Origin of the sequence: Accumulibacter sp. (assembly GCF_032229525.1) — a bacterium.
GTDB lineage: Bacteria > Pseudomonadota > Gammaproteobacteria > Burkholderiales > Rhodocyclaceae > Accumulibacter.
In genome coordinates this window covers 1-20,009 of the sequence record NZ_JAVTWB010000011.1, presented here as the reverse complement: position 1 = coordinate 20,009, position 20,009 = coordinate 1, and the positions used below count along the sequence as shown (strand labels likewise).

At 65.8% G+C, this 20,009-nt stretch carries 18 protein-coding genes; 6 read left to right on the top strand and 12 right to left on the bottom strand.

Going from position 1 to position 20,009, the window contains the following annotated elements; all coding sequences use genetic code 11:
* Window positions 1-256 precede the first annotated feature (256 nt).
* From RUW20_RS00750 to RUW20_RS00730, 5 genes are all read right to left on the bottom strand, one after another.
* Entirely contained in the window at window positions 257-1,807 is a 1,551-nt protein-coding gene (locus tag RUW20_RS00750) for an ATP-binding protein (RefSeq protein WP_313950276.1), read from the bottom strand.
* On the bottom strand, window positions 1,804-2,505 hold the full coding sequence (locus RUW20_RS00745) for a response regulator transcription factor (protein WP_313950274.1): 702 nt from the start codon (window positions 2,503-2,505) through the stop codon (window positions 1,804-1,806). Before RUW20_RS00745 ends, RUW20_RS00750 begins: the two co-directional genes overlap by 4 nt.
* A 67-nt stretch (window positions 2,506-2,572) precedes the next feature.
* Window positions 2,573-3,382: a spondin domain-containing protein gene (locus tag RUW20_RS00740; RefSeq protein ID WP_313950273.1), complete on the bottom strand. Its 810-nt coding sequence runs from the start codon at window positions 3,380-3,382 to the stop codon at window positions 2,573-2,575.
* Between the two features lie 300 nt (window positions 3,383-3,682).
* Window positions 3,683-4,618: a lytic transglycosylase domain-containing protein gene (locus tag RUW20_RS00735; protein ID WP_313950272.1), complete on the bottom strand. Its 936-nt coding sequence runs from the start codon at window positions 4,616-4,618 to the stop codon at window positions 3,683-3,685.
* 202 nt (window positions 4,619-4,820) lie between these two features.
* On the bottom strand, window positions 4,821-5,450 hold the full coding sequence (locus tag RUW20_RS00730; protein WP_409559276.1) for a c-type cytochrome: 630 nt from the start codon (window positions 5,448-5,450) through the stop codon (window positions 4,821-4,823).
* Between the two features lie 161 nt (window positions 5,451-5,611).
* Here RUW20_RS00730 and RUW20_RS00725 point away from each other — a divergent pair, with 161 nt between their 5' ends.
* Together RUW20_RS00725 and corA are read left to right on the top strand one after the other, a co-directional pair.
* A complete protein-coding gene (locus RUW20_RS00725) occupies window positions 5,612-7,234 on the top strand; it encodes a metallophosphoesterase (protein WP_313950271.1) in 1,623 nt (540 codons plus the stop codon).
* A 171-nt stretch (window positions 7,235-7,405) separates the two neighbouring features.
* Entirely contained in the window at window positions 7,406-8,371 is a 966-nt protein-coding gene (gene corA / locus RUW20_RS00720; RefSeq protein WP_313950270.1) for a magnesium/cobalt transporter CorA, read from the top strand.
* A gap of 41 nt (window positions 8,372-8,412) precedes the next feature.
* On the opposite strand, the gene RUW20_RS00715 is transcribed toward corA, so the two are convergent.
* From RUW20_RS00715 to RUW20_RS00690, 6 genes are all read right to left on the bottom strand, one after another.
* Window positions 8,413-8,610, bottom strand: coding sequence for a DUF2892 domain-containing protein (locus tag RUW20_RS00715; RefSeq protein ID WP_313950269.1), 198 nt, complete (start codon window positions 8,608-8,610; stop codon window positions 8,413-8,415).
* 98 nt (window positions 8,611-8,708) lie between these two features.
* The gene (locus RUW20_RS00710; protein WP_313950268.1) at window positions 8,709-9,386 is read right to left on the bottom strand and encodes a Crp/Fnr family transcriptional regulator; all 678 of its coding nucleotides are present in this window, start codon (window positions 9,384-9,386) and stop codon (window positions 8,709-8,711) included.
* Between the two features lies 1 nt (window position 9,387).
* Window positions 9,388-10,155, bottom strand: a complete 768-nt coding sequence (gene xth / locus RUW20_RS00705; RefSeq protein ID WP_313950277.1) for an exodeoxyribonuclease III — start codon at window positions 10,153-10,155, stop codon at window positions 9,388-9,390.
* 144 nt (window positions 10,156-10,299) lie between these two features.
* Window positions 10,300-13,437, bottom strand: coding sequence for an efflux RND transporter permease subunit (locus RUW20_RS00700; RefSeq protein WP_313950267.1), 3,138 nt, complete (start codon window positions 13,435-13,437; stop codon window positions 10,300-10,302).
* 15 nt (window positions 13,438-13,452) lie between these two features.
* Entirely contained in the window at window positions 13,453-14,547 is a 1,095-nt protein-coding gene (locus tag RUW20_RS00695) for an efflux RND transporter periplasmic adaptor subunit (protein WP_313950266.1), read from the bottom strand.
* 204 nt (window positions 14,548-14,751) lie between these two features.
* Window positions 14,752-15,318 carry a lipocalin family protein gene (locus RUW20_RS00690; protein WP_313950265.1) on the bottom strand — a complete coding sequence of 189 codons (567 nt, stop codon included), beginning with the start codon at window positions 15,316-15,318 and terminating at the stop codon, window positions 14,752-14,754.
* Between the two features lie 238 nt (window positions 15,319-15,556).
* Here RUW20_RS00690 and RUW20_RS00685 point away from each other — a divergent pair, with 238 nt between their 5' ends.
* From RUW20_RS00685 to RUW20_RS00670, 4 genes are all read left to right on the top strand, one after another.
* A complete protein-coding gene (locus tag RUW20_RS00685) occupies window positions 15,557-16,057 on the top strand; it encodes a CIA30 family protein (RefSeq protein ID WP_313950264.1) in 501 nt (166 codons plus the stop codon).
* Between the two features lie 15 nt (window positions 16,058-16,072).
* Window positions 16,073-16,648 (top strand): histidine phosphatase family protein, encoded by a 576-nt coding sequence (locus tag RUW20_RS00680; protein WP_313950263.1) that lies wholly within the window; start codon window positions 16,073-16,075, stop codon window positions 16,646-16,648.
* Between the two features lie 177 nt (window positions 16,649-16,825).
* Complete coding sequence (locus RUW20_RS00675; protein ID WP_313950262.1) at window positions 16,826-17,743, top strand: hypothetical protein; 918 nt, start codon at window positions 16,826-16,828, stop codon at window positions 17,741-17,743.
* A gap of 321 nt (window positions 17,744-18,064) precedes the next feature.
* Window positions 18,065-18,904, top strand: a complete 840-nt coding sequence (locus RUW20_RS00670) for an isocitrate lyase/phosphoenolpyruvate mutase family protein (protein ID WP_313950261.1) — start codon at window positions 18,065-18,067, stop codon at window positions 18,902-18,904.
* Between the two features lie 204 nt (window positions 18,905-19,108).
* Here the strand turns inward: RUW20_RS00670 and RUW20_RS00665 are convergent, their stop codons facing one another.
* The gene (locus RUW20_RS00665; protein WP_313950260.1) at window positions 19,109-19,801 is read right to left on the bottom strand and encodes a hypothetical protein; all 693 of its coding nucleotides are present in this window, start codon (window positions 19,799-19,801) and stop codon (window positions 19,109-19,111) included.
* Window positions 19,802-20,009 lie beyond the last annotated feature (208 nt).

Below are 20,009 nucleotides of genomic sequence, written 5' to 3'. Positions count from 1 at the left end.
GGCAGGTCCTGGATGGCGTTCATCACCAGGCGCAGGCAGTCGTCGGATTTCATTCCGGTGATCTTGAGGGTGGTGGTCGGCATGGCACGCTCCGGTTCTGGTGGCCGTCCATTGTAGCCGCCAGCGCCAGCCTCGCCGTAGACCAACGACGCACGTCCTGCCCCCTCTCCCCAACCCCTCTCCCGCGAGGGGCGAGGGGCTAGTACGCGGCGAGGGGTGGCGGCATGCCAGCTACGGTCGTTACGCCAGGCGCAGGCTAAATGGCTTGTGCCAGCGGCAGGGCCAGGCACAGGCGTGTGCCGCCGTTCGGCGACGGCAGCGGCCGCAGGCTGCCGCCGTGCAGCGTGGCGACGCGTTGGGCGATGGCCAGGCCGAGGCCGCCGATACCGCCGCTGCTGCGCCTGAGCGGCGGATCGCGCAGTGACTGCCCGTGTTCGAGGCGGAGCAGCAGCTCTTCGGGCAGGCCGCCGCCGGCGTCCTCGACGGTGATCCGTGCCTGTCCGCCCTCCTGGCTGACGCTGACCCGTACCGGCGTCGCGCCTGGCGCATGGCGCATGGCGTTGTCGATCAGGTTGGTCAGCGCGCGTTCGATCAGCTGCAGGTCGCCATCCAGCTCGAGGCTGCCGGGCGGCGCGCCGTGCAGGGTGACCGGCGGCGGCCCACCATTGACTTCGAATTTCTGCACCGCATCGGTGACCAGTTCGTCGAGCCGGAAACGTTCGCGGTGCAGCAACTGGTCGGTCGATTGCAGCGCCGCCAGCTCGAACAGCTGTTGCGACAGGCGGCGCACCTTGTCGCTTTGCGCCAGCGCGGCGGCGAGCACGCGCTCACGCTGGCCCGGCTCGGCAAGCGTCTTGCCGGCCATTGCTTCGAGGTGGCCGTGCAGGGCGGTCAGCGGCGTGCGCAGATCGTGCGCGACGCTGGCCATGGTCTCGCGATGCGCGCTCGCCTGTTGCTGCTCGCGCGCCGCCTGCGACTCGATGCGCTGGGTCATTTCGTCGAAAGCGGTGCCAATCGCCAGCACCTCGTCGCCGGCACTCGGCGGCGAGCTGCGACCGGGTTCGACTACTTGCAGGGTACGCACACTGTAGTCGCGCATACGGCGGGCCAGACGGTGCAGCGGCTGCGTCAGGCGGCGCAAGGCAAAGGCGCCGACCGCCAGGGTCACCAGCAAGCCCAGCCCGGCGACCAGGGCGGTGCTCTGCCAGACCCGGTGGTGGCTCAGTTGCCCGGCCACCGCTTCGCGCGCCTGGCCGTCGAGAACGACGTACAAATAGCCCGGCGGGCGGGCGTCGCCGGCACGCGGCGGGAACATCGCTGCGCTGAAGATGCGCGGGATGCCGGAGCCCATCGGATCGCTGCCACGCAAGGGCAGCGCAGCGCCGGCGAGAAAGGCGCGCACTGGCCGCAGGTCCACCTGTTCCTGCTGCACCATGCCGGGGTCGCCGATGTAGGCCTGCACGCGGCCGTCGGCGTCGAGCACATAGACCTGGATGCCCGGGTTGACCACCATCAGCATCGACAACAGCTCGTCGCGCGCGGCGCGGTCGGCCTGGTCGCGATCGGCAAGCGTGATCTCCGGCCAGTGCTCGACGATGTGCCGGGCCAACCCGTGCGACAGGCGCTGCAGCGACTCCTGCTCATCCTCGGCGGCCACATGCCAGCCGAGCACGCCGACCAGTGCCCCGTAGGCGAGCAACAGCAGCGCCAAGGTCAGCGTCAGGCGCGAGGAAAAAGAGCGACGGGAACGCTGCGGACGCGGCGAGCGCCTGGCGCTGTGTGCGGTCACCTTGTTGCCACTGCTCACGGCGAAGCCTCTTCAAAGCGATAGCCGACACCCCAGATGGTGACAATGCGGCGCGGCTCGCGCGGGTCGTCCTCGATCTTGGTACGCAGGCGGTTGATGTGCGAGTTCACGGTGTGCTCGTAGCCGTCAAAGGCGGCCCCCCAGACCCGCTGCAGCAGTTCGCCTCGGCTGAAGGCGCGGCCCGGGTAGCGGGCGAGAAAGTGCAGCAGGTCGAACTCACGCAAGGTCAGTGGCACGGCGACGTCGCCGCGCAGCAATTCGCGGCGCAGCGTATCGAGTCGGAAGGGGCCGAAGCGCAATTCGGAAGCAGCGGTCGGCGACGAACGCAGTTGCTCGATGCGCCGCAGCAGGGCGCGCACGCGGGCCACCAGTTCGAGCATCGAAAAGGGCTTGGCCAGGTAGTCGTCGGCACCGAGTTCCAGGCCCAGCACGCGGTGCGCTTCGGCCGAACGCGCGCTGAGCATGATCACCGGCACGTCGGCGTGCCGCGCACGCAGATGGCGACAGACATCCCAGCCGTCGGCGCCGGGCAGCATCAGGTCGAGCAGCACCATGTCCCAGCGCTGGCGATCGATCGCCGCCATCGCGAGCAGCCCGTCCGACTCGCGATGCAGCCGGTAGCCGGCCTCCTCGAGGTGCAGACGCAGGGCGCCGGCGATGGCATCGTCGTCCTCGACGAGCAGCAGTTGCTCGTTCATCGGGCGAGTGACGTCATGCGCCAGCGACGCCGGACGGCGATCGGAAGAGAGCCGGCGGTCGTCGGGTTCACCCTGGCGAGAGCGCCGATTCGGCGCTCTGGCTGCGGCGCCGCCGGCCGACCCAGCCGATAGCCAGCAGTCCGGGAAGCATCAGGGCGAAGGTTTCGGGCTCGGGCACCACCTGGAAACTGATGCGATAGACGTCGCTGTCGGCGGCAAGCGCACTGTTGAATACGTAGCCTGCGGCCGTGGTCAGCCCGTTGAAGCCCGCCAGTCCGGCGAAATCGAAGCCGACCACTCCGTTCTCCGGGGTGCGCAAAGTGGCGTCACCAAGGAATGCGGCGTTCGCCGGGTCGAACAGTTCCGAACCGGCATCCCAGATGTCACTCGCCTTCTGCAGGATCGAAGCAATCAGCAAGTTGCCGGTGGCGTCGAACAAGCGGTATTGCGTCGGCGAGTCATTACCTATGAAGGAATCGTTGCTCGGCAAGGCCATGGCGGCAAAAGTGAAGAAAGGGTTGCTAGAGGTATCGACCAGGAAGGTCGCGCTGTTGCTCTGTCCAGGCAGCAACGCGCCGCCGATCGCCCCGCGGGTGGCCGTTGGATCCGCTGCAGCGAACGCCGTTTGCCATTCCGTGCCGCCGCCGAGTTCGGCGACGGAGATGATCGCATTGCTGGCGGTGGCGCCATTGTCGAAGGCATCGAAGGTCCCGTTGTTGAAGCCGACGTGCAGCGGGGCGAAACTGATACTGTTGGTCGGCGCGAGGTTCTCGATACTTACAGCGATGCGAACCTGCGCGGCGCCGGCCGTGGCGCAGAACGCCAGCGCCGCGGTGGCGGCGACGAGGCGGAAAGGGGTGAATTGACGTTCGTGCATCAGTGTTCTCCTTGAATAGAGTCGGCTGGGAAATGGAGCCCGGAATCCCGGGCTCGCACGAACGATGATAGGAAGCCCCTCTCCCGGAGTCCTCATGGAATGATCACGGCGCGGTGAACACTGCGTCGTGCTGGCCCCTCGGCGCACAGACGAGGGCAACGGGTCAGGAGATGCCAGCGCAGGGTTGGGCTGTGGGGGTGCTGGCAATTGCCGGCGAACGGTGATCTGGTGCCGGCTGGTGTCGGGGAAAGCCGCGCGCCGGCTGGCTCGGATCCCGTCGTGTGGTGGCGGTGTCGACCGCTAGCGGATGCCCACGTACTGCACGACAAGGCCTTCGGCAAGCTTGGCAAGCGTTGCCGGCGCGTCAGGCTCTGGCCGGCCGGGGGCCACGGAGTCGCCCGCCACAAGGCCGGCGAAGTGCAGGACGCGGCGAACGTATTGCTGTGTTTCGAGGCACGGTGACGAGCCGCTGCAGCGCTTGACGCCCGTTTCTTCTGCCTCATAGGCGATAGCGATTCGACTCCAGTCGCCCGCGAAACGTTTGTTCAGGCTGCTGAGGTAGGCCAGGGCGGCTCTGACGTTCTGCTCCGGATCGAGGGGCTTGGTGACGCCGAAGCGTAGTTGGGTGGCCGGCATGAGCTGCATCACGCCCTGCGCCCTGGTGTCGGAGACGGCGCCGGCATCGAGATTGGATTCGGCCAGGGCAATGGCCAGAGCCAGACGCGGATCGACCTGGTATTGAGGCGCCATGACGCGAATCAGCGCGGCGATCTTCTGCTTGGCGGCCGGCTGTTGGGCCAGGTAGCTGTCGACGTCGAAAGGCAGCTTCTGCGCGCCGTCGACGAAAGTCCCACAGGGGGAGCTCAGGGTCGCGTTGGGAACGTTCGCGTCGTAGAACTTGAGTGCCTGGTGCTTGCCAAGGCGAATGGCCAGCGCGAGATAGGTGTTGGCCAGGCGCCGGTCGCGCAAGCGGCTGTCGTCGGTGGCGAGCAGACGCCCGACACGGAAAAATCCTTCCGGGCTGCCCATCGTCCCGGCGTGGCAATAGAGGGCCATGGCCAGGCTACGGTTTTTCGCCATCCCGATGCCCAGTTCGGCGGCTCGCCCCTGTGCCAGTGCCGCCAGCACCCGTGGGGCCTGGTAGTCGTTCTCCGCTCGCACCGCTCCGCCATGGAGGCCTGTCGCTATCAACAGCATCAGCAATACGGTGCGGATCATCGGTTTCCCCTGGCTCACTGAACTCACCTTTGGCGCTCGTTGCTCACCGCAGGCCTGGAGGTCGAATGCCCGCTCACCGGTTTTCCACCTCGGCACCAAGTATCGCCGCAGGCGTGGGGCCAGCCACAGGAACTAGTGCGCATTTTGGCGCCGGTTTCTGGCCTCGCAAATGGCGAGAGGCCGCGTCAGCGGCCTCTCCTGCGATTTTCCCGGGTGACGCTCACTGGAGAGTGGCGATGTACTCCGCTACGGCGTGGGCTTCGAGTTCGGTAAGCTTGGAAGCAACGGTATGCATGACGGCATTGTCGTTGGTCCGTTCGCGCTGGTTGAACTGCTTGAGCTGGTCCTCGATGTAGCGTGGATGCTGCCCGGCCAGGCGCGGCAGTTGTGGGGTGCCGTGTCCGTTTACACCATGGCAGCTGGCGCAGCTCGGCAAACCCGAAAAGGAATTCCCCTGGCTGAAGATGTAACGGCCGACGCCAAGAATCTCCTCGTCGCGCGGCCTTCTCGTTGGTACCTTTTTGCTTTCAAAGAACGCCCCCAGCGCCTGCATCTCGGCTGGCGTCAGCCCCTGCGCTTGCGGCTTCATCGTTTCGCTCTTGCGCTTGCCACTCTTGAAGTCGGCGAGCTGCTTGGCGACGTACTCGGCGTGCTGGCCGGCCAGGCGCGGGAAGACCACGCTGGCCGCTTCCCCTTCCTTGCCGTGACAGAGCGAACAACGTTCGCTGACGATCTCTTGCGCACGCGCCAGATCGACCGTGCCATCCGCCGCCGATGCAGGCATGCCCGACAGCGCGGCCAGCATGCACAGCACCGGCGCGAGGCCATGCCTGAAACCCTTGTAAGTCATTGACTACCCCTTCCCAGCAGTGATTGTTCGTCAGTTGTGAGATAGTAGTTCGCTTCTTGCGGGTGATCAAATCAGGCGCAAGGGGCTTGGCCACTGGCAGTACAGCGGCTTGAGGAGCGGCGCCGCCTCGTGGCGTGGCAAGTACAGGAGGAGGATAGAAGATGAAAAGCCATTGCTGGTCGCGGCTGCTGGCCTTGATCACGCCGTTGATTTTCGCTGCTGCGCAGGCGTCGACCTTGCCCGGGCAGTCCGATCCGCTGATCGCTTACGTCGTTCTCGGCGAACGGGGTCACCAGTTGAAGGGCGAGACGGTGGCGCTGCTGCGGATCATCCTCGACACCCCCGGGCTGAAGGCGTCGGGCGAGGATCCCTGCGCCCGGATGGTGCTGTCCGGGCCGCCGGGCAGGGCGCTGCTCAGTGCCATCCGCGCGCGCAATAATCCCGACCGGCGCCAGTTCCCGATCAGTGTCTGCGAAGCCGTGCTTCCTTTTGCCGCCAGCTACGATGTCGCGGGCGAAACCTGGACCGCGCAACTCGATGGCAAGCGCTATCCGCTCCGCCTGCCGAGCGTCGTGAGAACCCCGGAGAAAGCGTTGATCGTTGCCGACACCGGCTGCCGTGACAACAAGACGCAGGCATGCAAGGATAGTTCCTGGTATTTCCACGCCACGATCCCGCAAGATATGGCGAAGCTGATCGCCAGGGACGGCAAGGCCACTTTCATGATGGTCATCGGCGATGTCAGGTACCGTGGCGGCAAGGCCGAGGGTTCGGGGAAGAAGGGGCAAGCGTGGAAGGATTGGAAAGCGGACTTTTTCAGCCCGCTGATCGGTGAAACGCAGGGGAAGAAGAGCAACAACAGCAAGCACAGCAAAAAAAACAAGGAGCAACCGCAGCAACAGGCCTACAACCTCCTGGCGATGGCGCCGTGGGTCGCCGTGCGCGGCAACCACGAACTGTGCGCCAGCTACGGCAGCGGTGGCCCCGGCTGGTTCTTCCTGCTCGATCCCTCGTCGCCGCTGCTGGACGACTCGGCGAGCGTCCTCGCAGCCGCATCATGCTCGTCCGACCCGAAGGCTCCGGAAGCGATCACCGCGCCCTACCGGCTCGATTTCGACCACCGCTTCAGCCTGCTGGTGACCGACTCGGCAGCGATCGAAGAGGGCGAACAGCCCGACGCCGATCAGGCCAGGGCGCTGGCGCAGACCCTGGCCAGCGCGGAGACCCACTTCAAGGCGGGCAAGGACCCCGAGCGCCTGGCCTGGTGGGTGACCCACAAGCCGGTCTGGGCGGCGGTCGGCGCGACCAGGCCGAAGCTCAGCAACGCCACCCAGCAGGCGGCGCTCAAGCTCCTCCCCAAGGGCACGCCGCCGGCCAACGTCAAGCTGATCGCCTCCGGCCACAAGCACTTCTATCAGAGCGTCGAAGTCGATCCCGCCGCCGCTGCCCGGCAACCCCTGCAACTGGTGATCGGCAATGGCGGCGTGCTGATCAACCGCAAGGCTTTCAACGGCAGCGAAGAGACGCTCGACGCCGAGATCCGCACGGCCAGCCGCTACGGCTTCGTCGAAGCTCGCCTGGAAATCGCCAATGGCGGCGTCACCGGCTGGACGCTGAATGCCTACGCCTACCCACGCCTCAACGCAAAGGGTGAGCACCAGGCTCGGCTGATCCAGACCTGTAGTTATCCCGTCCAGCGCTCGGCCAAGGCTTGTCGAGTCCTCGAGCCGGCGTATTTTCCCGTAGCCGATGCTGATGCTGACGCGGAGGATGACCAGGACTAGCTTGCGTCTGGCTTTCCTGGCCCGCGTCGACCGACCGGCGGCCGGCTATAGCGCCGGTGGCGCGGCTTTGCCAGCCAGTGCTTGCGGCCAAGCCTGCGCCGAGCGATGGTCATCACGAATGCGCGGCAAAACGAGAGAGAATGCAGAACTTCCCGCTCTGGAGCCTCGACCATGCTGATCAACTGCGTTGCCTACCGTGAGGGCAGCAAGCTCGCCGATCTCGACATCGAGCAGATCAGCGACTACCTGACCGATCCCGACTGCTTCGTCTGGGTCGCCCTGCGCGACGCGACAGCGGAGGAGCTGGAGACGATGCGCCGGCAGTTCGACCTTCACCCACTCGCCATTGAGGACGCCAATCACGGTCACCAGCGGCCGAAGGTCGAGGAATATGGCGACGGCCTGTTCGCCGCGATTCACCAGCTGTCGTTCGAGGATGGCGAGATTGCCGTCAGCGAGCTGAGCATCTTCGTCGGCTGCAACTTCATCCTCTCGGTACGCAACCGTGGCAGCCAGCACCTGCTGCGAGTGCGCGAGCGCTGCGAACGCGAGCCCGAGGTGCTGCAGCAGGGTTCCGGTTTCGTCCTCTATGCCTTGATCGACGATGTGGTGGACCACTACTTTCCGGTCGTCGATGCGGTTGAATCGCAACTTGACGACATCGAGGAGCATATCTTCGACAAGGGGGCGGCCCGGCACAACATCGAGCAACTGTACGAGCTGAAGGGTCGCCTGGCGGTGATCAAACACGCCGTGGCGCCGTTGATGGAAGCCGTTGGCAAGCTCACCAGCGGCCGCGTGCCGCCGGTCTGTGCCAATAGCCGCGAGTACTTCCGGGACGTTTATGACCACCTGACCCGCATCAACGCCCAGCTCGAGACGCTCCGCGACACCCTTGGCACGGCCATTCAGGTCAGCCTCTCGTCGGTGTCCATCGAACAGAACGATGTCTCCAAGCGCCTCGCCGCCTGGGCCGGCGTATTTGCCGTCGCCACCGCCTTTGCCGGCATCTGGGGCATGAACTTCAGGAACATGCCGGAACTGCAGTGGGAGTATGGCTACCCGATGGCGCTGGCGATCATCGTCAGCGCCTGCGGATTGCTGCTCTGGCGTCTCCGCCGCATCGGCTGGCTATGAGCAAGCCATGAGCGAGCAGCGGGCTCGCGCTTGCCGCGTCCTCAGGCTTGCTTCTTGAGCGGGCAGGTGTTGGCGCCGAGCAGGCCGTAGGCCGGGCAGAAGCCGGTCAGGCCGGTCAGTAGCGGTACCACCCCGATCCAGCCCCAGACACCAACGACACCGAGCGCGGCCAGGGTGATGAGCGCGATGCCGACCGCGATACGCAGGATTTTGTCGATGCCACCGACGTTGGTTTTCATGATGTGCTCCGTGAGATGTGGTGAATGACGGAGCCAGATTACGCAGTCGCACTGCGTCTGTATGTAACCGCGGTCACATAGCGCCGCGGCGCGTCCCGTCAGTGCGGGCTTGCCGCCAGCTCCTGCAGTCCGACGCGGTCGGTGACGACGATCTGCTCGCGGCCGAGCTTGACCAGCCCCTGCACGGCGAAGCCCTTGAGCAGGCGGCTGACGATCTCGCGCACGCTGCCGAGTTCTTCGGCCAGCGCCTGGTGCGTGCTACGGATGGCGTCGCCCTTGGCCAGCAGCAGCCGGGCCAGGCGCTGGTCGAGGCGGTGGAAAGCGACTTCCTCGACCAGTTGCATCAGTTCGGCGATGCGTTCGGCGAAGAGGTGAAAGACGAAATCGCGAAACATCGCATTGCCGCCGACCAGTCTCCCGAACAGGGTGGTCGGCAACACCAGCAGCGATAGTTGCGTCTCGGCGATGCCGCGCGCGGTGTACGGCGTGTGGCCGAGCAGGCAGCTCGAGCTGATGATGCACGAGCCGCCCGGCTCGACGCGGTAGAGCACCATTTCGCGACCGTTGGCGGTGCTTTTCACCACCTTGATCGTGCCGGCGAGCAGCAGCGGGAAACCCAGACAGTCCTGGCGTTCGCTGAACAGCTGCGCGCCTGCCGGTACGCTGCGCACGGCGTTTGCCGGGCAGAGATCCGCCAGCTGGTCGGCGGGCAGCGAACGCAGCGCCGGGTAGAGTGTCAGCAGCGACTGCGGCAGATCGGCGGGGGATGTGTGCATATCAGTCGGCCAGCTCGGCAGTCACCGGCGCATGATCCGAGGGTCGTTCCAGCTTGCGCAGGGCGCGGTCGATGCCGGCTGCCGCGCAGCGCCCGGCGAGCGCTTCGGAGAGCAGGATGTGGTCGATACGCAGGCCGCGGTTCTTCTGGAAGCCGAGCATCCGGTAGTCCCACCACGAGAAGGTCTTTTCGGGCTGTTCGAAGAGGCGAAAACTGTCTTGCAGGCCAAGGCCCAGCAGGCGCTGGAAAGCCTCACGTTCCGGCGCCGAACAGAGGATTTGCCCGGCCCACGCCGCCGGGTCATGCACGTCGCGGTCATCCGGCGCGATGTTGAAATCGCCGGCCAGGACCAGCTGCGGATTGACTGTCAGTTGCTCGCCGAGCCACCTGATCAGCGCGTCCAGCCATTCCAGCTTGTAGGCGTACTTGTCGCTGCCCACCGCCTGGCCGTTCGGCACGTAGGCACAGACCACGCAAATCCCGCTGACCGTGGACGCCAGCAGCCGTTGTTGCGCATCCGGGTAAAGCGGATTGCCGGCGACCACATCGGTCGGCTGTTCGCGTGCCAACAGAGCGACGCCGTTGTACGTCTTTTGGCCGGCGAAAGCGACGTGATAGCCGGCCGCCTCGATTTCCTGCCGCGGAAAGAAGGGGTCGTCGAGTTTGGTTTCCTGCAGGCAGACGACGTCGGGTTGTTGCGCCGCCAGCCAGTCGAGCAGCTGCGGTAGACGGACCTTCAGGGAGTTGACGTTCCAGCTGGCGATTTTCATGTGCTTCTGCAATCCGGTGGCGAGGAGGTTGGTTGGGCCGGCCTGGTCGCGCAGCTTCCTTCTGGCCTGCGCGACCACCCGTTCCTGCAGGCCCATTGTGCCAGTCGGCGTCGAAACAGGAAACCGCGCTTCTCGTCGGTGTGTTCAGTGCGGCGTTCGCCAACGCCGGAACAGGGACGCAAGGGCCGACGACCGGCGTTCGCGCATGAAGGCGAGATAGAGCAGTGGCACGGCGAACAGGGTCAGCGCCGTCGAAAACGTCAGGCCCCAGACGATGCTCGACGCCACCGGCCCCCACAGCAGGCTCTTGCCACCGAGACCGAAGGCCAGCGAGAAGAGGCCGCCGATGGTCGTGGTGGTGGTGATCAGGATTGGCACGACGCGCCGGCGCGCGGCCAGGATCAGCGCGTGCATGGTGCTCATGCCACGCTTTCGCCGGTCGTTGGCCGCGTCGATCAGGACGATCGCCGAGTTCACGCCGATGCCGGTCAGGGCGATCACCCCGTAGAGGGTGTACAGCGACAGCGGATTGCCCGACAGCGCCAGTCCGAAAGCGACACCGGTGAAGGCCAGCGGCACGGTCACCAGGATCATCAGTGGCTGCCAGTAGCTGGCGAACTGGGCGGCGAGAATCAGGTAGATCAGGCCGACGCCGAGCAGGAACAGTATCTTCATCGCTTCCAGGCTCTCCTCGATGTCCTCCAACTCGCCGGAGAAATCGAGGCTGACGCCGGCATGCTCGGCGCGGATCTTCTCCCACTCGCCGGCGATTATCGCGTTGGCGGCGGCGGTGTCGGTAAGCGCCTTGTCGAGACTGGCTTCGACGGTGATCGTGCGGCGCAGGTTGTAATGGCGGATGAAGCCGCGACCGGGCGTGATCTCCTGCTCGACCAGCGCGCCGAGACGGGTGATCTTGCCGTCCGGCAGGGCGATCGGCTCGTTCAGGAAAGTGGCCGGGTCGAGGCGCGAGGTGCGCTCCGAGCGCACCCGGACCTCGAGCTTGTCACCCTCGTCGCGGGTGAAGGCGACCACCTCGCCATCGATGGCGATACGCACCTGGCGGGCCAGCTGCGCCGCGTTCAAGCCGGCCTTGCGCAGCGCGTCGCGGTCGAGCCGCAGGCTCAGTTGCGGGCGGCCGGGAATGTTGTCGTCCTGCACGTCGCGAACGCCCGGGATGCGGGCGGCGATCACCTTCAGTGCGTCGGCGGCGGCCTGCAGGCTGGCGAAGTCGTCGCCGCGCACCTTGACGCTGATCGCCTTGCCGGCCGGCGGTCCGCCCGAGAGCACGGTAAAGCTCTTGCGCCCCAAGCCCGGCACCGCTTCGACGCTGGCACGCATGGCCTCGACCGCGTCGCCCACCTCGCGCGACTCCTTGCCGAGCGGGTTGAGTGAGACGATGACCTGACCGTAGGGGTCGCCAAAGAGCGGTTCGGTGTCGGTGAACTTGACGCCGGCGTTGGCGTAGACCGAGCGTGCTTCGGCGCCCGCTCCGATTCCCTTGAGCTGGCTGCGGACCACCTGCTCGACGGCGCGCGTTTCGGCCAGCGTGTCTTCGAGCGTCGCCGTCGCCGGCATGTCGACGTTCACGTAGATGATCCGGATCGGATCGAAGGCGAAGAACTGGACGCGGATGACGCCGCTGGCAACCAGCGCGACCGCCGCGATCACCGCTGCCACCGTCAGCAGCGCAAAGCGCTTCGGCCGGCGCAGCGCGTAGGCCAGCGCCTGCCCGTAGCGCAGACGGATGCGGCGATTGAAGCGCTTGCGCCAGAGTTGCAGCCGTGACGGCTGATCGAGACGTAGCCTGGTGGCGACGACGTGCACCGGCATCATCCAGAACGCCTCAAGCAGCGAGATGAGCAGGGCAATGGTGACCACGAAGGGAATGATGAACATGAACTTGCCGACGATTCCCGGCAGCAGCATCAGTGGCAGGAAGGCCGCCATGGTCGTCGCCACCGACGCCAGCACCGGCGCCCAGACTTCGCCGATGGCGTCGAGGCTGGCCTGCAGCGCCTGCTGTCCGCGTTCGATGCGATAGTAGGTGGCCTCGACGATCACCACCGCGTCGTCGACCAGCAGGCCGAGCGATATGACCACCCCGAGCAGCACCGAGACATTGACCGTGTGGCCCATCGCATTGAGCAGGGCGAAGGTGCCGAGCAGCGAAAACGGGATGCCGAGCGAGACCAGCACGCCGATCTTGGCGCCGAGGAACAGCCAGCACACCGCGAGCACCATCACCACCCCGTAGAGGGCGTTGGTCTGCATGACGCTGATCGCTTCGCGCGTCGGGACCGTCTGGTCATCGGCGAGCGTCAGTTGCAGGCCACTGGCAGCGAGCACGGTGTTCTCCTGCGCAATGAAGCCGCGCAGGCCGTCGACCAGTTCGAGCGTATTGCTGCCCGCCTTCTTGTTGATCGCCAGCGAGATCGCTTCGCGGCCATCGGTGGACGAGTATTGCGTCGCCGGGGCGCGGGCGCGCTCGATGCGCGCGACGTCTTCGAGCCGCGCCGAAACTTCGGGGCGTGACGCCGAGCGCACCGGCAGCGTCGCCAGCGAATCGGGGTCGGTGACCACCCCCTTGACGCCGACCGACCAGGCGCTGCCTTGCCCCTTCAACGTGCCGCCGGAAACGTCGCGGTACCAGGACTGCACGCTGTCGGCGATGTCGGTAGTGGTCAGCCCGCGCGCTGCCAGCGCCTGCGGGTCGGCGCTGATCAGCAGCTCGGGGTCGCGCAGGCCCGAGGCAATGACCGTATCGACGCCGCTCATTCGTTCCAGATCGGTCTTGATGCGCCGCGCATTGAGCCGCAGCGTCTCGTCGTCGGCCTGGCCGATCAACAGCAGCGAAGCGGTGGGAAAGCCGTTCGAGGTGGTGATCTCCATCACCAGCGGGTCCTTGGCCTCCGGTGGCAGCTCGGACTTGGCCTTGTTCTGGATTTCCCGGCGCAGGTCGTTCATCCGCTTGTCGAAGTTGCGCTCGGAAATCTCGCGGAAACGAACCAGGATGGTCGAGATGTTCTCGCGCGAGGTCGAAATCACGAAACGGATGTCGGCAACGCCCTTGATCCCGTCTTCCAGCGGATTGGTCACCAGGCGCTCGACTTCTTCGGCACTCGATCCCGGCAGGACGGTGCTGATGTTCACCCAGTTGAAATTGATCTCCGGATCCTGCTCGCGCGGCATCGTCAGGTAGCTGAGCAAGCCGAGCAAGAGCACCACCGCGAAGGCGACATTGGCCAGCGGGTGGTTGGAGATCAGTGCGCGCAACAGTTTCATGGTTCGCGCCGCAGCCTACCGGATCGTCGCGCCGTCTTGCAGCGTCGCCTGGCCGCGCACCACCACGCGAGTGTCCGCCGCCAGGCTGACCGGCGCCGCCCGGCCTTCCTGCGCCCCGGGCAGGGCGACGAAACGGGCCACGTCTCCCTGCCGGACGAAGACGCCGATCGCGCTTCCGCGCCGCACCAGCAGTTGCGCCGGCAGGTGTGGCTGCGGCGCGCGCCAGAGCAGGCGGCCGTCACTCCCCGTAGGAACTGGCGATGCCTTGTCGGCGGCGAAACGCAGGCGGACTTCCTGCGTGCGTGCCGGCGCCGACACCGTGCTGCCGATGCGCAGCAGGCGCAGCGGGTAGCTTTGCCCGCGCATCTCGAAGATGACGTCGGTCGCGCGCCGCAGGCCGGCGACATCGGCCGGCGCGATGCTCGCGCTGACTTCCGCGGCGCCGGTGTCGGCGAGAACGTAAAGAACCGTCCCCGGTGCCACCACCTCGCCGGTCTGCGCCAGACGCTCCATGACGCTGGCCGCAAACGGCGCGCGCAGGGTCGCTTTCGCCAGTTGGCGCTTGGCGACCGCCAGCTGCGCGCGATTCGAAGCCAGCTCGCTGCGCTTCAGCGCCACTTCCGTGTCGCGGCCAACCAGCGCTTCCTGCGAGAAAAAGCCCTGCGTCACCAGCACCCTGGAGCGCGCTTGCTGCGACTCCGCCTGCTTCAGGCGGGCGGCCGAGCCGTCCACCGCCGCCTGTGCCTGTTGCACCGCCAGCCGGAAGTCGGTCGGGTCGATCTCCACCAGCACATCGCCCTTCTTGACCGTGCTTCCGGCTTCGGCCGTCCAGCGCAGCAGAACACCGCTGACCTCGGCCGAGAGCTTGGATTCGTTGCGCGGGATGACGCTGGCCGCCAGTTCGCGTTGCGGGTAGACGGCCACCGCGCTGAGCGCTTGCGCCTCGATCGTCACCGGTGCTGCCTTCGCGGCGGTCGTCGTTGTCTCCGCTTGCGCGAGGGGCGCGATGGCAAGCGCGGAGAGAGCGAGCAACGCCGCTGCCGTCCGCCGCCGCAGACTTGCCGGGCGCGCGGGCCGGGCCGTCAGTCTCTGCAAATCAAGGGGTTTCATCGATGTGCTGTCGCCATACCGGCGCCGGGAAAGATCAGGTGGGTGGCGACCAGGCCGCCAGCGCAAGGAGTGAAGTATCCGCAGCAATGACGCCGCGGTCAAACCGGCTCTTGAATGCCGCAAGCGTACGTCATGCGCTCTTGCTTCATCAGACGGTAGCGCCTTTCCGGCTCATGGCTGGCCCATGCGCACGGCGCGCAGCGGCTACGCGCCGTGGCGCGTGTGCTCGACCCAGATGAGCTCGTCGACCGCCAGTCCGAGCGCCCTGGCTTGCGCGAGCAGGCGGTCGCGGACGTTGGCTGGGAGTTGCCTGTCTCTGGCCAGAATCCACAGGTAGTCACGACTCGGCCCGACCACCATCGCCCATTGGTAGTCCCGCTGGTCGAGCGCAACGACGTGATAGCCACCGTAGAACGGTCCGAAGAACGATACCTTGAGCGAGGCACGATGCGGATCGCCGGTGAACGTCGCCCTGCCGACTGCCTGCCGCCAGTCGCCGCGCGCGACATCGTAGCCACGGTTGATGACCTCGACACTGCCATCAGCCTGGGCGCGGTAGGTGGCGCTGACATCGCTGAGGCCACGCTCGAAGGAGTGGTCCAGTCGCGCCAACTCGTACCACTTCCCCTCGTAACGCGATAAATCGAAGGGGGTGACCGGCGCCATTCCCTCGGGTGGCGCAGTTGAACAGCCACTGAGCGCGAGCAGGCCGACGAAGAGCAGGGCGAGCCAGCGATCAAGGCGAGATGCAAGGGGCGGCAGATTGTTCATGGGCGGATTCTCCTGAGATAGGACTTCTCGTTTGTCCTGGACAATCATACGCTACCGTTGCATAATTGGCCATAACTACAGTTCATACCTATTTTTACATGTTATTTGTCTTGCACAAAATAGGCCTCTCGGGCGCCTGCGCGGGGCGCCGACCGGGCGCGCAGCCTAAGCTCAGGCGATGCCGTGACGATAGCGGCAGGCCGTCGTTTCGCTGCCGCCACGCCTTGTTCGAGATCCGATGAACATTCCCCTTGTGCGTCTCGACACACCTGATTCGCCGGGGCTTTGGTACGCCATCGGCGACACGGTGATGGGCGGCATTTCCTCCGCCCGGATGAGCTACGATCCGGCGGCACACTGCGTCTTTTCGGGTGTCGTCTCTCTCGCCCATGGTGGCGGCTTCGCCTCTGTCCGTTCGCCGGTGACAGCCGCCGTTGGCAGTAGCGGCGAGACCTTCCTGTTGACCGTTCGCGGCGACGGCAAGCGCTACAAGTTCAGCGTGCGCACGCATGCCGACGGCGACGGCCTCAGCTATCAAGCGGCATTCGAGCCGCCAGCTGGCGAGTGGGCTCTTGTCCGGCTGGCCGCAGCGGATTTCGTGCCGACCTGGCGCGGGCGGATCGTCGCCAATGCAGCCGCACTCGCACCATCAGCTGTGCGACAACTCGGTCTGCTGATCGCCGATCGCCAGGCGGGAGCCTTCCGCCTGGAAATACGTGCCATCGAACTCGCTCTCTGACCCTGGCGGCGACTGATGATTTTCAACTTTCCGTGGCTCGCGATGATCGCCTTTGCGCTGGTTTCGCCCGTACTCGCCGATGAACTGGAGAAGACGGTGCCGCTGCGCGAGATTCTCCAGCCCGGCAGGGTGCTCATGCTGCGCCACGCCAAGGCTCCCGGTTTTGGTGACCCGCCGGATTTCGTGGTCGACGATTGTGCCAGCCAGCGCAACCTCGACGCCGCCGGTCGGGCACAGGCGCGGCAGTTGGGTCACCGGCTGCGCCTGCTCGGTGTGCGCAGCGCCAGTATCTACTCGAGTCAGTGGTGCCGCGCCCGCGAAACGGCAGAGCTGCTCGACCTTGGGCCCGTCCAGCCGCTGCCGGCGCTGAACTCCTTCTTCGACCGGCCGCGCGACCGCGAGTCGATTCTCGGCCGCCTGCGAAGCTTCCTCGCCACCCTTCCCGCTGACGGCGGACCGACAATACTGGTCACCCACCAGGTCGTCATCAACGCTTTTACCGACGCCTGGCCAGCCTCCGGCGGCGGCAGCATCTTTCAGCTCGACGGCAGCGGAGCGCCAACCTGGATCGGTGCCATAGCAACGCCCTGAATGCCCTGTCACCGTATCACTATCGCGGGCCGCGCTGCTTGCAATCAGCGCCCGGCTCGGCGTCCGGTGCTGCCGTCTGGTGTGGGCGCCCGCGCCAGCGCGAGCGCGAGAACTATCGTGCTGACTGGCGCCCATGGCCTGTCATGTTTCTTTTTTTCTTGATCGGAGTCCCCCACAATGCCGTATCTCCCCTTCACCCATGTCGTCAGTCTGGCCGCGCTGCTTGCCGCGTCGCTCCTGGCCCCGGCCTTCGCCCAGGGCCTCAAGCCCGGCGATGTGACGACCTCCGCGGCGATCACCGGAATCAATCAGTTCGACACCGACCTCGATCACGGTGGCGGCTTTCGCTGGGCGGGCGTGCAGGTCGGCGCCAATGTCAGCCGTCAGTTCACGCCGCAGGTCGCAGCCGGATTCAGCCTGCGCTACGACACGCAGGACTGGCGCTGGGACAAGCCGCCGGCCTTCGCCGGGCGCGCACCGTGGTCGCGAATCAACGCCCCGCTGGTCGGCTTGAATCTCTCCTACGCAATCGCGCCCGACTGGCGGCTGGGCCTCAGCCCGAGCGTCGAATGGAGTGGTGAAAGCGGCGCCCGTGCCGGTGACTCGCTGAACTACGGTGCGCTGCTGACAGCAACCAGGACCTTTTCCCCCGATCTCGTTGTCGGCTTCGGCGTCGGCGTCTTTCGCCAGATCGATGAAAACAAGGCCTTTCCCTTCGTCATCGTCAAATGGCAGATCAGCGACCGCCTTCGCCTCGGCAACCCACTGCCGGCTGGCCCGGCCGGCGGCGCCGGTCTCGAACTCTCCTACGCGCTTACCGACCGCTGGGAAGTCGGCGGCGGCGGCTCGTACCGCTCCTACCGCTTCCGCCTGAAGGACGACGGCGCGGTGCCCGGAGGAATCGGGGAAAACCGCTTCATTCCCCTGTTTGCGCGCCTCTCATACAGCTTCGACAAGGCGACACGCGCCGATTTTTATGCCGCAGGCTTCGTTAACGGCAAGCTCACCGCAAGTAGCGCTGGCGGCCACAAGGTCTACAGCGACGAGTACGGGAGCGCACCGGCGATCGGACTGACGCTGTCACACCGCTTCTGAGCTTTCGGCACGCGGGCCTGACCCTGGCCCGCCGCAGCGCCTGCCTTCTGTGTTGGCGGGGCGGACACCAATGGGGAGGCGCACGCCTGCCCGGGGGATAGTCGTTGATGGGGTGCGCTGACTACTGCCGAGACAGCTCTCCGATCCCGCCAAAGCCTTGGCACCAGACCGCCATCATTTACAATCCCGCTCACCACTGCCTTCCCCGCGCTCCAGACCAGGTGCATTGTCAGTTGCAGCAACGCAGCGGCTGGGCCAGGCGCTTCCCGGGCAGCAGGTCAATGCCAGTCGTCAGATTCTCCCCCCGAAGCGGAGCCACTCATGAACCAGTTCGAACGCGCTTCCCGATTCAAAGCGTTGCATACCAGCGATGCTGTTTTCCTGATGCCCAACGCCTGGGATGCGGGTAGCGCGATGATGCTTGCCGCGCTTGGTTTTCCCGCTGTCGCGACGACCAGTGCAGGCATCTGCTACTCGCTTGGCTACCCGGACAATGAAGCGGCCGTCGGCAGAGAGGTGATGCTCGATTGTGTCGGATCGATTGCCGCCGCCGTCCACCTGCCGGTCAGTGCCGACCTTCAAGCGGGCTATGGCTCAGGCCCGGACGAGGTTGGCGCGACCATTCAACGCGCCATACTGGCTGGCGTCGTTGGTGCGAATATCGAGGACAGCCGTGGTGATCCTGAACAGTCTCTGTTTTCGATGGAGCACGCCAGCGCACGCGTCCAGGCGGCACGCAAGGCGGCCGACATCGCCGGCATTCCTTTCGTCCTGACGGCACGCACCGACGCTTATCTGCGCGGCGTGAGCGACCCTTTCCGGGAGGCGGTTTCGCGCTGCAACGCCTACCGCGAAGCCGGTGCGGACTGTCTCTTTGTGCCCGGCCCTGCGGACCCGAAAACCATTGCCGCACTGGTTCGAGAAATCGACGGACCGCTGACCGTGGTGATGGGCCTGGGCGGCTCGGTGATGAGCGTCGCTCAACTTGGCACGCTTGGCGTGCGGCGGGTCACCATCGGCGGCAGCCTGGCACGCGCCGCCATGGGCTTCATTCGCCGGGCGGCAACCGAGATGATCCAGAGCGGGACATTTTCGTATGCCACCCAGCAGATCCCTGACGGCGAGTTGTCCAGATTCTTCGCCGGCCAACGTGAACGTTGACCGGGAACGCGCGCTTCCAGGTCATGTCTTTGCTCGTGCTGTCGCGGTCGTGCGAGCGGGCTGCGGTGCGCCGCGCGAGCGATGCTGTTCATATCGTTGCCGAGAACTTCTTCAGCGCCATCACGAATTGTCGCGCGCTGCCGGGTAGGTGGCCCCGCGCGGCTGGCAGCGGCACCTGGCAACCGCCGGCTTTTTGCACGGTTCCTAGTTCATGTTGATGACGCGCATGCCGAACAGTTTGCCGCCGAGGCGATCGAGCACGCGGATGGTCACCTGGCGCGGGACGAACCCGTCGCGCATGGGCATGCTGCCGTGAGCGATCTCGTATTGGCCGACCTTGACATCGGCTGGCTCCAGCGCAATCGTCGTCTCGGTGCCGCCGGCAGTCTTGCCGGCGACGACCAATTGCAGCACGCCGGCAAAAGGGGGCCCTTGCGCCCCGGCGCGCGAGAACACGACGTCATAACCAAGCGTGTCGCCGCCGACCTTGAATCGCGCTGCACGAATCTCGACAATACCGCCGCGCGGGTCAGGCGGCAGCGCCGCGAGCAAACCCTCGACGTTGTCGCGCTGCCTGGCAAGATCGCGATGGCTGGCCGTGAGTTCCGCGGACAAGCGGTCGTGCTTGGCAAGCGCCTCGTCGAGCTTGTGGTTCGCCTGTGCCAGTTCAGCGGTGAGACGAGAACTTTCCTGCCTGGCCGAATCGAAGTCCTTGCGCAGCTGACTTGATTCTTCGGCCGACAGCCGCGGCGGCATGAGTTTCTGCTGCACGTAGAACAAGGCGCCAGCGCCGATTGTTGCACCGAAGAGTAGCAGCCACAGCCAGTTCGGAATTAACCGGCGTGAGGCACGTGATCCGTAGGGATCGAAGACAACGGGTTTGGATCTTCCGAACATTATCTTGGAGTTCTTGCATGGCGAAGCGCTAAGCCTACTACGGACTACTGCGGGCGCATATAGCGCCGGTACCCTCGGAATACAGGATAGGGATGATTTTCCGCACGGGTTGAATGGGTGTTGTCGCGGGCTTTTCACAAGTGGTTGAAGAAAGCGGCATGATAGGCAGTGTCAGAACCCGGCCGGAGGACAAGAACATGACTGACGA

Excerpts from the sequence above, each read along its gene's own strand:
- RUW20_RS00665 (WP_313950260.1), bottom strand. The coding sequence starts at position 19,801 with ATGTTCGGAAGATCCAAACCCGTTGTCTTCGATCCCTACGGATCACGT.
- xth (WP_313950277.1), bottom strand. The coding sequence starts at position 10,155 with ATGAAAATCGCCAGCTGGAACGTCAACTCCCTGAAGGTCCGTCTACCG.
- RUW20_RS00695 (WP_313950266.1), bottom strand. The coding sequence starts at position 14,547 with ATGAAACCCCTTGATTTGCAGAGACTGACGGCCCGGCCCGCGCGCCCG.
- RUW20_RS00715 (WP_313950269.1), bottom strand. The coding sequence starts at position 8,610 with ATGAAAACCAACGTCGGTGGCATCGACAAAATCCTGCGTATCGCGGTC.
- RUW20_RS00730 (WP_409559276.1), bottom strand. The coding sequence starts at position 5,450 with ATGACTTACAAGGGTTTCAGGCATGGCCTCGCGCCGGTGCTGTGCATG.
- RUW20_RS00740 (WP_313950273.1), bottom strand. The coding sequence starts at position 3,382 with ATGCACGAACGTCAATTCACCCCTTTCCGCCTCGTCGCCGCCACCGCG.
- RUW20_RS00710 (WP_313950268.1), bottom strand. The coding sequence starts at position 9,386 with ATGCACACATCCCCCGCCGATCTGCCGCAGTCGCTGCTGACACTCTAC.
- RUW20_RS00700 (WP_313950267.1), bottom strand. The coding sequence starts at position 13,437 with ATGAAACTGTTGCGCGCACTGATCTCCAACCACCCGCTGGCCAATGTC.
- RUW20_RS00680 (WP_313950263.1), top strand. The coding sequence starts at position 16,073 with ATGATTTTCAACTTTCCGTGGCTCGCGATGATCGCCTTTGCGCTGGTT.
- RUW20_RS00690 (WP_313950265.1), bottom strand. The coding sequence starts at position 15,318 with ATGAACAATCTGCCGCCCCTTGCATCTCGCCTTGATCGCTGGCTCGCC.
- RUW20_RS00745 (WP_313950274.1), bottom strand. The coding sequence starts at position 2,505 with ATGAACGAGCAACTGCTGCTCGTCGAGGACGACGATGCCATCGCCGGC.
- RUW20_RS00725 (WP_313950271.1), top strand. The coding sequence starts at position 5,612 with ATGAAAAGCCATTGCTGGTCGCGGCTGCTGGCCTTGATCACGCCGTTG.
- RUW20_RS00670 (WP_313950261.1), top strand. The coding sequence starts at position 18,065 with ATGAACCAGTTCGAACGCGCTTCCCGATTCAAAGCGTTGCATACCAGC.
- RUW20_RS00675 (WP_313950262.1), top strand. The coding sequence starts at position 16,826 with ATGCCGTATCTCCCCTTCACCCATGTCGTCAGTCTGGCCGCGCTGCTT.
- RUW20_RS00685 (WP_313950264.1), top strand. The coding sequence starts at position 15,557 with ATGAACATTCCCCTTGTGCGTCTCGACACACCTGATTCGCCGGGGCTT.
- corA (WP_313950270.1), top strand. The coding sequence starts at position 7,406 with ATGCTGATCAACTGCGTTGCCTACCGTGAGGGCAGCAAGCTCGCCGAT.